Genomic DNA, 12292 nt, shown 5'->3' with positions numbered 1-12292 from the left:
CCATCCCCCACGTGTGCCGGGAACGCGAGCCGGTGCACGCGTCGGCGCGAGAAAGGTCGCACGGTGAGCCAGCCGAGCCCGCTGACGCAGCAGATCCCGGTCGTCGTCCTGGCGGGATTCCTCGGCTCGGGGAAGACCACCCTGCTCAATCACCTTCTGCACCGCAGCGGCGGCAGCCGTATCGGCGCCCTCGTCAACGACTTCGGGGCGATCGAGATCGACGCGATGGCGGTCGCGGGAGCGCTCGGCGACTCGACGGTGTCCCTCGGCAACGGCTGTCTGTGCTGCGCCGTCGACGCGAGTGAACTGGACCAGTACCTGGAGCGGCTCGCGGAGCCCTCCGTCGGCATCGACGTCATCGTCATCGAGGCCAGCGGCCTCGCCGAGCCGCAGGAGCTCGTGCGGATGCTGCTGGCCAGCGAGCACCCTGGGGTCGTCTACGGCGGGCTCGTCGAGGTCGTCGACGCCGCCGAGTTCGACGACACACGGGTCACGTATCCCGAGATCGACCGGCACCTCGCGCTGGCCGACCTCGTCGTGGTCAACAAACTCGACCGGGCCACGGACGGCGAACGCGTCCTCGGGCTGGTCCGGTCCCTCGTCGACCGCGCCGCCGTCGTCCCGGCCACCTACGGCCGGATCGACCCCGAGTTCCTCTTCGACTGCCGGCCCAGCGAGGAGCGCATCGGGCAGCTGTCCTTCGACGACCTGCACGCACACGACTCCGCCGGGGACGAGGACCACACCGGTCACCTGCACACCGCCTACGACAGCCTGTCGTTCGCCTCGCCCGTGCCCCTCGACCCACGCAGGCTGATGACGTTCCTCGACAGCCGGCCCGAGGGGCTGTACCGGATCAAGGGCTACGTCGACTTCGGGCCGCACGACGTCCGCAACCGCTACGCCGTCCACGCCGTCGGGCGCTTCCTGCGCTTCTACCCGGAGCCCTGGCCGGCTGACGCCGAACGCCTCACCCAGCTCGTCCTCATCGGCTCCGACATCGATACCACCGCGCTCGGCAAGGAACTGGAGGCGAGCAAGAGCGACGCCCCGCACGCCGACGAGCACGGCATGTGGGGCGTCCTGCGGTATGTGCGCGACCCCGAGGAGGACGGCGACGCCGACCCGGCCTGACCGGCCCGGCTTCCACCGCCCGGACCGGCCCGGCCACTACCGCCTAGACCGGCCCGGCCACCACGGCGACCGTCTTCGCCAGGGACACCCCGGAACCGTCCCGGCGCGGGTCGACCTCCGGCAGCTCGGCCGGAGTGCCGTTCTTCTGCGCCGCCAGGGCCGGGGCGGGGCCCGCCCAGGCCAGGGACAGGCAGTCCTCGCCCTTCAGGAACCGCTGGCAGCGGACGCCGCCGGTGGCCCGGCCCTTGCGCGGGTACTGGTCGAACGGGGTCAGCTTGGCCGTCGTCTGGACGGAGTCGTCCAGCGTGCCCCGCGAGCCCGCGACGGTGAAGACGACGGCGTCCACGGCCGGGTCCACCGCCGTGAACGAGATGACCTTCGCGCCCTCGGCGAGTTTGACGCCCGCCACACCGCCGGCCGGCCGGCCCTGCGGGCGGACCTGGGAGGCCTGGAAGCGCAGCAGCTGCGCGTCGTCGGTGATGAAGACCAGGTCCTCCTCCCCGGTGCGCAGCTCGATCGCGCCGACGATCCGGTCACCCTCCTTGAGGCTGATCACCTCGAGCTCTTCCTTGTTGGCCGGATAGTCCGGCACCACGCGCTTGACGACGCCCTGTGCCGTGCCGAGCGCCAGGCCCGGCGACGATTCGTCGAGCGTGGTCAGGCAGACCACCGTCTCGTCGTCCTCCAGGGAGACGAACTCCGCCAGCGGGGCACCGCCCGCGAGGTTCGGTGAGGGGAGCGACTCCGGCAGCTGCGGCAGGTCGATCACGTTCAGCCGGAGCAGCCTGCCCGCCGAGGTGACCGCACCCACCTCGCCACGGGCGGTGGCCGGCACCGCCGAGACGATCACGTCGTGCTTGACGCGCTTGGCGCCGGCGTCCTCCGCGAACGGCTCGCCGTTCGCCGTGCGGGCCAGCAGCCCCGTGGAGGACAGCAGCACCCGGCACGGGTCGTCGGCCACCTGCAGCGGCACGGCCGCCACCGGGGCACCGCCCGACTCCAGCAGCACCGTACGCCGGTCGGTGCCGAACTTCTTGGCGACCGTGGCCAGTTCGGAGGAGACCAGCTTGCGCAGTTCCGCGTCCGAGTCGAGGATCCGCGTCAGCTCCTCGATCTCCGCGTTGAGCCGGTCCTTCTCCGTCTCCAGCTCGATGCGGTCGTACCTGGTCAGACGGCGCAGCGGCGTGTCCAGGATGTACTGCGTCTGCACATCGCTCAGCGAGAACTGCTCCATCAGGCGCTGCTTGGCCTGCGCGGAGTTCTCGCTGGAGCGGATCAGGCGGATGACCTCGTCGATGTCCAGCAGGGCCGTCAGCAGGCCCTCCACCAGGTGCAGCCGGTCGCGCTTCTTGCCGCGGCGGAACTCCGAGCGCCGCCGTACGACGTTGAAGCGGTGGTCGAGGTAGACCTCCAGGAGCTCCTTCAGGCCCAGTGTGAGCGGCTGGCCGTCGACCAGGGCCACGTTGTTGATGCCGAAGGACTCCTCCATCGGCGTCAGCTTGTAGAGCTGCTCCAGGACGGCCTCCGGCACGAAGCCGTTCTTGATCTCGATGACCAGGCGCAGGCCGTGCGCACGGTCGGTGAGGTCCTTGACGTCGGCGATGCCCTGGAGCTTCTTCGAGCCGACCAGATCCTTGATCTTGGCAATGACCTTCTCGGGTCCGACCGTGAAGGGCAGCTCCGTGACGACGAGGCCCTTGCGGCGGGCCGTCACCGGCTCCACCGACACCGTCGCCCGGATCTTGAAGCTGCCGCGGCCGGACTCGTAGGCGTCCCGGATGCCGGACAGGCCGACGATGCGGCCACCCGTGGGCAGGTCGGGGCCCGGGACGTGCTTCATCAGGGCGTCGAGATCCGCGTTGGGGTGCCGGATCAGGTGGCGGGCGGCGGCGATGACCTCGCGCAGGTTGTGCGGCGCCATGTTCGTGGCCATGCCGACGGCGATGCCCGAAGCGCCGTTGACCAGGAGGTTCGGGAAGGCGGCGGGCAGGGCCACCGGCTCCCGCTCCTGGCCGTCGTAGTTGGGGTTGAAGTCGACGGTGTCCTCGTCGATGGACTCCGTCATCAGGCTCGTGGCCTCGGCCATCCGGCACTCGGTGTACCGCATGGCGGCGGGCGGGTCGTCGTTGCCCAGGGAACCGAAGTTGCCGTGGCCGTCGACCAGGGGGACCCGCATCGAGAAGGGCTGGGCCATGCGCACGAGGGCGTCGTAGATCGACGCGTCGCCGTGCGGGTGCAGCTTGCCCATCACCTCGCCGACGACCCGGGCGCACTTGACGTACCCGCGCTCGGGGCGCAGGCCCATCTCGCTCATCTGGTAGACGATGCGGCGGTGCACCGGCTTGAGGCCGTCGCGTGCGTCCGGCAGGGCGCGGGAGTAGATGACCGAGTACGCGTACTCGAGGAAGGAGCCCTGCATCTCGTCGACGACGTCGATGTCGAGGATCCGCTCCTCGTACGCGTCGTCGGGCGGCGGGGTCTTCGTGCTGCGGCGGGCCATCGCTGCCGGCTCCTCCTGTTACTGGTCGCTCGCCTACAAGGCGTTCGTGCGCTGACGAGACACCGACCGTACTCAGCCCTGCGGGCCTGCGCGCGCTCGCCCTCTCGTCACCGACCGCCCCTGCGGCTCGCTCGTGCTGCTGCGATCCGGATCTGACGCCGACCATTGTGGACCGCCGCACTGACAACCGGGACCCAGGACCCGGTCCGGGCCGCAACCCGCGCTCTCGGGCCCGGGTCGCCGCCGGGAACTTCACCAGGGCTCCGCACGCTTGCATACAGTGGCAGGACCGGCAGAAATCCGCGGTGACAACAACAACCGCTCCGCGAGCGAAGGGACGTACATGCCCATGGGTCACACGGCCACAGCCCAGGCAGGCTCCGGGGGCCTGACAGCGACCGAGCACCGCCTGGCCAACGGTCTGCGCGTGGTGCTCTCCGAGGACCACCTGACCCCGGTCGCGGCGGTGTGCCTCTGGTACGACGTCGGCTCACGTCACGAAGTCAAGGGGCGTACCGGCCTGGCTCACCTTTTCGAGCACCTGATGTTCCAGGGCTCCGCCCAGGTCAAGGGCAATGGTCATTTCGAGCTCGTCCAGGGCGCGGGCGGCTCGCTGAACGGCACGACCAGCTTCGAGCGGACCAACTACTTCGAGACCATGCCCGCCCACGAGCTGGAGCTCGCCCTCTGGCTGGAGGCCGACCGCATGGGCTCGCTGCTGGCCGCGCTCGACGACGAGTCGATGGAGAACCAGCGGGACGTCGTCAAGAACGAGCGCCGCCAGCGCTACGACAACGTCCCCTACGGCACCGCCTTCGAGAAGCTGACCGCCCTCGCCTACCCGGAGGGCCACCCCTACCACCACACCCCGATCGGCTCGATGGCCGACCTGGACGCGGCGACCCTGGAGGACGCGCGGGCGTTCTTCCGCACCTACTACGCGCCGAACAACGCCGTGCTCTCCGTGGTCGGCGACATCGACCCGGAGCAGACCCTGGCCTGGGTCGAGAAGTACTTCGGCTCCATCCCCGGTCACGACGGCAAGCCCGCCCCGCGCGACGGCTCGCTGCCGGAGACCATCGGCGAGCAGCTGCGCGAGGTCGTCGAGGAGGAGGTCCCGGCCCGTGCCCTGATGGCCGCCTACCGGCTGCCGCACGACGGCACGCGCGCGTGCGACGCGGCCGACCTGGCCCTCACCGTCCTCGGCGGCGGCGAGTCGTCCCGGCTGTACAACCGGCTCGTGCGCCGCGACCGTACGGCCGTGGCGGCCGGCTTCGGCCTGCTGCGGCTCGCCGGGGCGCCCTCCCTGGGGTGGCTGGACGTGAAGACGTCCGGTGACGTGGAGGTCCCGGTCATCGAGAGCGCCATCGACGAGGAGCTCGCCCGGTTCGCCGAGGAGGGCCCCACGGCCGAGGAGATGGAGCGCGCCCAGGCCCAGTTGGAGCGTGAGTGGCTGGACCGGCTCGGCACGGTCGCGGGCCGCGCCGACGAACTGTGCCGGTACGCCGTGCTCTTCGGCGACCCGCAGCTCGCCCTGACCGCCGTGCAGCGCGTGCTGGAGATCACGCCGGAGGAGGTCCAGGAGGTCGCCAAGGCCCGCCTGCGGCCCGACAACCGCGCGGTGCTCGTCTACGAGCCGACCGCCCCCGAAGCCCCCGCCGACCAGGACGAGAACGAGGAGGCGGCCCGGTGACCGAGCTCGCCACGATGGACTTCCACCCCCGGCCGCAGGCGGGTGACGCCAAGCCGTGGGCTTTCCCGGCCCCCGAGCGCGGCTCGCTCGACAACGGCCTCACGGTGCTGCGCTGCCACCGCCCCGGCCAGCAGGTCGTCGCCGTGGAGGTGCTGCTCGACGCCCCGCTGGACGCCGAGCCGGCCGGCCTGGACGGTGTGGCCACGATCATGGCGCGGGCCTTCTCCGAGGGCACCGACAAGCACTCCGCCGAGGACTTCGCCGCCGAGCTGGAGCGCGCCGGCGCCACCCTCGACGCGCACGCCGACCACCCCGGCGTCCGGCTCAGCCTGGAGGTTCCGGCCTCCCGGCTCGCCAAGGGGCTGGGCCTGGTCGCCGACGCCCTGAGGGCGCCCGCGTTCGCCGACAGCGAGGTCGAGCGGCTGGTCGCCAACCGTCTCGACGAGATCCCGCACGAGCTGGCCAACCCCTCGCGCCGGGCCGCCAAGGAGCTGTCCCGGCAGCTGTTCCCGGCGGACTCGCGCATGTCGCGGCCCCGGCAGGGCACCGAGGAGACCGTCGCCGCCATCGACTCCGCGGCCGTACGCGCCTTCTACGAGAAGCACGTCCGCCCCGCCACGGCCACCGCCGTGGTCGTCGGGGACCTCACCGGCATCGACCTCGACGCCCTGCTCGGGGACACGCTGGGCGCCTGGACGGGCTCCCCGGCCGAGCCTCGTCCCGTGCCGCCGGTGACCGCCGACGACACCGGCCGGGTCGTCATCGTGGACCGCCCGGGCGCGGTCCAGACGCAGCTGCTGATCGGCCGGATCGGCCCGGACCGGCACGACCGCGTGTGGCCCGCGCAGGTGCTCGGCACGTACTGCCTCGGCGGCACCCTCACCTCCCGCCTGGACCGCGTCCTGCGCGAAGAGAAGGGATACACCTACGGCGTACGGGCGTTCGGCCAGGTCCTCAGGTCCGCCCCCGACGGCACGGGTGCGGCGATGCTCGCCATCAGCGGCTCCGTGGACACGCCCAACACCGGCCCCGCGCTGGAGGACCTCTGGACGGTGCTGCGCACCCTCGCCGCCGAGGGGCTCACCGATGCGGAGCGGGACGTCGCCGTGCAGAACCTGGTCGGTGTCGCGCCGCTGAAGTACGAGACGGCGGCGGCGGTCGCGAGCACGCTGGCCGACCAGGTGGAGCAGCATCTGCCCGACGACTACCAGGCCGCGCTGTACCGGCAGCTCGCCGCGACCGGCACCGTGGAGGCCACCGCGGCGGCCGTCAGCGCCTTCCCGGTGGACCGGCTGGTGACCGTCCTCGTAGGTGACGCGGCGCAGATCAAGGCGCCTGTCGAGGCCCTCGGCATCGGCGAAGTCAGCGTCGTCGCCGCCGAGTAGCGGCACGCGTGCTGAGGGGCCCTGGATGTCTTCGAAGGCACCAGGGCCCCTTTATGCCCGAATTGGGATGGGAGTTGCCTGTCTGCCCTGTGGGATGCGCTACAAAAGTCGGGATCCGTTTGGGAATTGAAAGTGGCGCCGCTTAGCGTCGTCCGGGCTGTTCGTCAGGCAGTGCGCCGCGCCCGCGGCACCGGACAGTCATCGCCGAGTCCCCGTACGGCGCGAGCCAGGGGAGCCGGGGACCCACCGCAGTCCCTGGGGTGAATCGGACGCCCGCGCATGCCGCGAGGGAGTCCGTAGGAGACCTTCCTGCTCCGAACCCGTCAGCTAACCCGGTAGGCGAGAGGGAAGGAAAGGACCAGCCACCACATGGCGTTCACTCGCGCCACCGGGAAGCACCGTCGTCCCAGCAGGATCCAGCGCCGCACCGCCCGCGCGGCGGGTGTCGCGGCCCTCGCCACCACCGGCGTGATCGGCACCGTGGCGGCCCCCGCGGCCTTCGCCGCCGAGCCCAGCGCCGAGCAGACCGGCCTCACCCCGGTCGTCACCATGGGCGACACCGTGGCCCAGCAGATCGACGCCCAGGCCGTCGCGCAGCAGCAGGCCGCCGAGGAGGCCGCCGCCAAGCGGAAGGCCGAGGAGGCCGCCCGCAAGCGGGCCGCCGAGAAGGCCGAGAAGGCCAAGGAAGAGGCCGAGAAGGCCCGCGAGGCCAAGGAGCGCGCCGCCCGCGAGGCCGAGCGCAAGCGCCTCAACGCCTACGTGGCCCCGATCTCCGGCTCGTACGTCTCCACCGGCTACAAGGCCAGCAGCGGCCTGTGGTCCTCCGGCAGCCACACCGGCGTGGACTTCCACGCCGCCACCGGCACCTCCGTCCACGCGGTCGGCATGGGCGAGGTCGTCGAGGCCGGCTGGGGCGGCTCCTACGGCAACAACATCGTGATCAAGATGAACGACGGCACGTACACCCAGTACGGCCACCTGTCCTCCATCGGCGTCTCGGTGGGTCAGAAGGTCACCCCCGGCCAGCAGATCGGCCTGTCCGGCGCGACCGGCAACGTCACCGGCCCGCACCTGCACTTCGAGGCGCGCACGAGCCCCGAGTACGGCTCGGACATCGACCCGGTCGCCTACCTCCGCTCGCACGGCGTCAGCCTCTGACCGGAACCCCTCCGCCCTTCCCGAAGCCCCGGCTCCCCGAGCCGGGGCTTTCGGTGTTTCCGGACGCCCCTCGGGATGCGTCCCGGATGCCCGCTGTCCAAAAAATATCCCTGGATTCCCGCCTGCCGTCGGAAATTCCGGCTCATTGCAATAGAGTCACAGAATCACGCGCCGCTCGCCGGCGTTTCACGGGGATTAAGCGGAGGTCGGTCATGCGTATTCCCGCGCACTCGGTGTGCACCGCCATCCGGGACGACATCGTCGCGGGAGTCCATGCGCGCGGCAGCCGGCTCACCGAGGAACTGCTCGCCCGCCGCTACGGCGTCTCGCGGGTGCCCGTCCGCGAGGCGCTGCGCACGCTGGAGGCCGAGGGCTTCGTGGTGACCCGCCGGCACGCGGGCGCGTGTGTGGCGGAGCCCACCGAGCAGGAGGCCGGTGACCTGCTGGAGATGCGGATGCTCCTGGAGCCGCTCGGTGCGGCCCGCGCCGCCCAGCGCCGCACCGAGGCGCATCTGAAGGTCCTGCGCGGACTGGTCCGGCTCGGCCAGGACCGGGCCCGTCGCGGCAACAGCGACGACCTGCGCTCCCTCGGCGCCTGGTTCCACGAGACGCTCGCCCAGGCCTCCGGCAGCCCCGCCCTGACCTCGATGCTCACCCAGCTCCGCCACAAGATCACATGGATGTACGCCGTGGAGGCGCCGCTCAGCCCGGTGGAGTCCTGGGCGGAGCACGGCGCGATCGTGGACGCGGTGGCGCGGGGGGACGGCGAGCGCGCGCGGGCGGTCACGGCGCTGCACACCGAGCGGGCGACCGGTGCGCACCGCCTGCGGCTCGGCTCGGCCGAGGAACGCGCCGACCGTGTGAGGAACTCGCAACATCCCGTAAACACGGCGAGCCTGCGGCATTAACACGGCAGCCGTATACAAAGAGAGGCGAATTCGCGGGGGCTTATTTCCGCTGCCCGGACCGGGAAATTCCTGTGCCCGGACACGGGAAATCCCGCCCCGAATGAGCCGGGAATGGCGAAGGGCCCGCCCGGTGAATTCGGACGAGCCCTTCGCTGTGCGCCGCATCGGGCGCTCGGTACATCAGACGGTCTCGGGCAGTTCCTCGAGACCCTCGGACACCAGCTTCGCCAGCCGGTCGAGGGCGGCGTCCGCGCCCTCGGCGTCGGAGGCGAGGACGATCTCCTCGCCCCCCTGGGCGCCGAGGCCCAGGACGGCCAGCATCGAGGCCGCGTTGACGGGGTTGCCGTCAGCCTTGGCGATCGTCACCGGGACGCCTGCGGCCGTGGCGGCTCGGACGAAGATGGAGGCGGGGCGGGCGTGGAGGCCCTCGGCCCAGCCGACGTTGACGCGGCGCTCAGCCATGTGTTGCTGCCCTTCGGTGTTCAGGGTTGTCTAGACCAGTTTCCCATATCGTGAAGCCCGCCCGGAGCGGTCCTCTCGTTCCGCTCCGGGGGTGCCGTCGGGTCGCGGCCTCGACCCGACTGACGCCCTCCACAGACTGCCTCGCGCCGTTGTCAGGCGCTAGCCGTACTCTGGGGCCCATGCAGACCTCGCCGGACCGGCACGAGTATCCCGCCCACTGGGAAGCCGACGTGGTGCTGCGCGACGGGGGTACCGCGCGCGTCCGGCCCATCACCGTTGATGACGCCGATCGCCTGGTCAGCTTCTACGAGCAGGTCTCCGACGAGTCGAAGTACTACCGCTTCTTCGCGCCGTACCCTCGCCTGTCCGCCAAGGACGTCCACCGCTTCACGCACCACGACTTTGTGGACCGGGTGGGACTCGCGGCCACAGTGGGCGGCGAGTTCATCGCCACCGTACGCTACGACCGGATCGGCCCGGACGGAACGCCCGCGTCCGCACCCGCCGACGAGGCCGAGGTCGCCTTCCTCGTGCAGGACGCCCACCAGGGCCGCGGGGTCGCCTCCGCCCTGCTCGAACACATCGGTGCCGTCGCCCGCGAGCGCGGCATCCGCCGCTTCGCCGCCGAGGTGCTGCCCGCCAACACCAAGATGATCAAGGTGTTCACGGACGCCGGCTACACCCAGAAACGCAGCTTCGAGGACGGTGTCGTCCGGCTGGAGTTCGACCTCGAACCCACCGACCGCTCCCTGGCCGTGCAGTACGCCCGGGAACACCGCGCCGAGGCGCGGTCCGTGCAGCGGCTGCTCGCCCCCGGCTCGGTCGCCGTCATCGGCGCCGGCCGCACACCCGGCGGCGTGGGCCGCAGTGTCCTCGGTAACATCCGGGACGCCGGGTACACCGGCCGCCTCTACGCCGTGAACAAGGCCCTTCCCGAGCAGCAGAAGGAGCTCGACGGGGTGCCCGCCCACCGCTCGGTGCGCGACATCGACGGCCCCGTGGACCTCGCCGTCGTCGCCGTCCCGGCCGAACACGTCCCCGAGGTCGTCACCGAGTGCGGCGAACACGGCGTGCAGGGGCTGGTCGTGGTCTCCGCCGGGTACGCCGAGAGCGGCCCCGAGGGGCGCGAACGCCAGCGCGCCCTCGTGCGGCACGCGCGCACGTACGGCATGCGGATCATCGGCCCGAACGCCTTCGGCATCATCAACACCTCCCCCCGGGTGCGGCTCAACGCCTCCCTCGCCCCCGAGGTGCCACGCCCGGGACGGATCGGCCTGTTCGCCCAGTCCGGCGCCATCGGCATCGCCCTGCTGTCCCGGCTGCACCGGCGCGGCGGCGGCGTCACGGGTGTGACCGGAGTCTCCACCTTCGTCTCCTCCGGCAACCGCGCCGACGTCTCCGGCAACGATGTCCTGCAGTACTGGTACGAGGATCCCGACACCGACGTCGTCCTCATGTACCTGGAGTCCATCGGCAACCCCCGCAAGTTCACCCGCCTCGCCCGCCGGACCGCCGCCGCCAAGCCCCTGGTCGTCGTCCAGGGCGCGCGGCACGGCGCCGCCCCCCAGGGGCACGCCGTACGGGCCACCCGGCTCCCGCACGCGACCGTGTCGGCCCTGCTGAGGCAGGCCGGCGTCATCCGCGTCGACACCATCACCGAGCTGGTGGACGCGGGTCTGCTGCTCGCCCGCCAGCCCCTGCCGGCCGGGCCCAGGGTGGCGATCCTCGGCAACTCCGAGTCGCTCGGCCTGCTCACCTACGACGCGTGCCTCGCCGAGGGCCTGCGGCCGCACCCTCCGCAGGACCTGACCACGGCGGCGTCCGCGGCCGACTTCCACGCGGCCCTGTCCCGCGCGCTGGGCGACGACCGGTGCGACGCCGTCGTCGTCACCGCCATACCGTCGGTGGGGGAGGGCTCGGTCGGGGACGCGGCCCTCGCACAAGCCCTGCGCTCGGCCTCGGCCGCGGCTCCGGCCAAGCCGGTCCTGGTGGTCCATGTGGAACTCGGCGGCCTGGCGGAGGCCCTGTCGGCGGCGGCGAGCACGGCACCACAGGCCGGGCCGGACAATCCACCGCAAAAAGCCCCCACTCCGGCCCCAGCCGCGACGCAGCCCACCGCCGCGACGCAGCCCCCCGCCGCCGAGGCGCCCGAAGACACCCACCTCATCCCCGCCTACCCCGCCGCGGAGCGCGCCGTCCGCGCCCTCGGTCAAGCTGTCACCTACGCGCAGTGGCGACGCGACGCCGCCGACCCCGGCAGGGTGCCCGAGTACGACGACATCGACGAGAGGGGCGCCGCCGGGCTGATCGGCGGCCTCCTCGCGCGCGGGCAGGGCCTCACCCTCGGCACGGACGAGACCTGCGACCTCCTCGGCCACTACGGCGTCCAGGTCCATCGCGCCCTGCCCGCCCCGACCCCCGACGCCGCCGCCGAGGCCGCCCGCACCCTGGGCTACCCGGTCGCGCTCAAGGCCACCGCCCCGCACCTGCGGCACCGCGCCGACCTGGGCGGCGTCCGTCTCGACCTCGCGGACGAGGACCAACTGCGCAGGTCGTACGCCGAGTTGACCGACCTGTTCGGCGCGCCGGAGGAGCTGCGGCCGGTGGTGCAGCGGATGGCGCCGCGCGGCGTGGACGTCGTCGTACGCGCCGTCATCGACCCCGCGGCGGGAGCCGTGCTCTCCTTCGGGCTCGCCGGGGCCGCCTCGCAACTGCTCGGGGACACCGCGCACCGGCTCATCCCGGTCACCGACCGGGAGGCGACCTCGCTGGTGCGCTCGATCCGCACCGCCCCGCTGCTGTTCGGCTGGCGGGGTTCCGCACCGGCCGACACCCGGGCCCTGGAGGAGCTGCTGCTGCGGGTGTCCCGGCTGGTCGACGACCACCCCGAGGTCGTCGCGGTCACCCTGGAGCCGGTCGTCGTCGCCTCGCACGGCCTGAGCGTGCTCGGCGCCTCCGTCCGTCTCGCGCCCCCTCCCGCCCGCGACGACCTCGGCCCGCGCACGCTCCCCGCGTACTGACCGGGGGCGAGCGGTCCCTCGCAGTCAGTGGT

The 12292-nt window shown here is 72.2% G+C and carries 8 protein-coding genes and 1 riboswitch; of the genes, 6 read left to right on the top strand and 2 right to left on the bottom strand.

Going from position 1 to position 12292, the window contains the following annotated elements; genetic code table 11:
- The first annotated feature begins 63 nt into the window (after positions 1-63).
- Complete coding sequence (locus tag AB0F04_RS18220; RefSeq protein ID WP_362042650.1) at positions 64-1134, top strand: GTP-binding protein; 1071 nt, start codon at positions 64-66, stop codon at positions 1132-1134.
- A gap of 43 nt (positions 1135-1177) precedes the next feature.
- On the opposite strand, the gene AB0F04_RS18215 is transcribed toward AB0F04_RS18220, so the two are convergent.
- On the bottom strand, positions 1178-3634 hold the full coding sequence (locus AB0F04_RS18215; RefSeq protein ID WP_362042648.1) for a DNA topoisomerase IV subunit A: 2457 nt from the start codon (positions 3632-3634) through the stop codon (positions 1178-1180).
- Between the two features lie 343 nt (positions 3635-3977).
- On the opposite strand from AB0F04_RS18215, the gene AB0F04_RS18210 reads away from it, so the two are divergent.
- The 4 genes from AB0F04_RS18210 (at position 3978) to AB0F04_RS18195 (ending at position 8778) form a co-directional block, all read left to right on the top strand.
- The gene (locus AB0F04_RS18210) at positions 3978-5327 is read left to right on the top strand and encodes a pitrilysin family protein (RefSeq protein WP_362042830.1); all 1350 of its coding nucleotides are present in this window, start codon (positions 3978-3980) and stop codon (positions 5325-5327) included.
- Positions 5324-6712, top strand: a complete 1389-nt coding sequence (locus tag AB0F04_RS18205) for a pitrilysin family protein (RefSeq protein WP_362042646.1) — start codon at positions 5324-5326, stop codon at positions 6710-6712. Before AB0F04_RS18210 ends, AB0F04_RS18205 begins: the two co-directional genes overlap by 4 nt.
- A gap of 192 nt (positions 6713-6904) precedes the next feature.
- A riboswitch (cyclic di-AMP (ydaO/yuaA leader) is annotated at positions 6905-7069 on the top strand.
- Positions 7070-7081: 12 nt separating this feature from the next.
- Positions 7082-7870 (top strand): M23 family metallopeptidase, encoded by a 789-nt coding sequence (locus AB0F04_RS18200; RefSeq protein ID WP_362042644.1) that lies wholly within the window; start codon positions 7082-7084, stop codon positions 7868-7870.
- A 212-nt stretch (positions 7871-8082) separates the two neighbouring features.
- Complete coding sequence (locus AB0F04_RS18195; RefSeq protein ID WP_362042642.1) at positions 8083-8778, top strand: GntR family transcriptional regulator; 696 nt, start codon at positions 8083-8085, stop codon at positions 8776-8778.
- A gap of 180 nt (positions 8779-8958) precedes the next feature.
- Here the strand turns inward: AB0F04_RS18195 and AB0F04_RS18190 are convergent, their stop codons facing one another.
- Entirely contained in the window at positions 8959-9240 is a 282-nt protein-coding gene (locus tag AB0F04_RS18190; protein WP_003993478.1) for an HPr family phosphocarrier protein, read from the bottom strand.
- 179 nt (positions 9241-9419) lie between these two features.
- Between AB0F04_RS18190 and AB0F04_RS18185 the strand changes: the two genes are divergently transcribed.
- A complete protein-coding gene (locus AB0F04_RS18185; protein ID WP_362042640.1) occupies positions 9420-12260 on the top strand; it encodes a GNAT family N-acetyltransferase in 2841 nt (946 codons plus the stop codon).
- Positions 12261-12292 lie beyond the last annotated feature (32 nt).

The sequence above is a fragment of the Streptomyces sp. NPDC029041 genome (genome assembly GCF_040637515.1).
Classification (GTDB): domain Bacteria; phylum Actinomycetota; class Actinomycetes; order Streptomycetales; family Streptomycetaceae; genus Streptomyces.
This window is presented reverse-complemented; position numbering and strand designations above follow the sequence as displayed.

Coding starts and splice junctions, on each gene's coding strand:
- AB0F04_RS18215 (WP_362042648.1), bottom strand. CDS start 3,634: ATGGCCCGCCGCAGCACGAAGACCCCGCCGCCCGACGACGCGTACGAG.
- AB0F04_RS18210 (WP_362042830.1), top strand. CDS start 3,978: ATGCCCATGGGTCACACGGCCACAGCCCAGGCAGGCTCCGGGGGCCTG.
- AB0F04_RS18200 (WP_362042644.1), top strand. CDS start 7,082: ATGGCGTTCACTCGCGCCACCGGGAAGCACCGTCGTCCCAGCAGGATC.
- AB0F04_RS18195 (WP_362042642.1), top strand. CDS start 8,083: ATGCGTATTCCCGCGCACTCGGTGTGCACCGCCATCCGGGACGACATC.
- AB0F04_RS18190 (WP_003993478.1), bottom strand. CDS start 9,240: ATGGCTGAGCGCCGCGTCAACGTCGGCTGGGCCGAGGGCCTCCACGCC.
- AB0F04_RS18185 (WP_362042640.1), top strand. CDS start 9,420: ATGCAGACCTCGCCGGACCGGCACGAGTATCCCGCCCACTGGGAAGCC.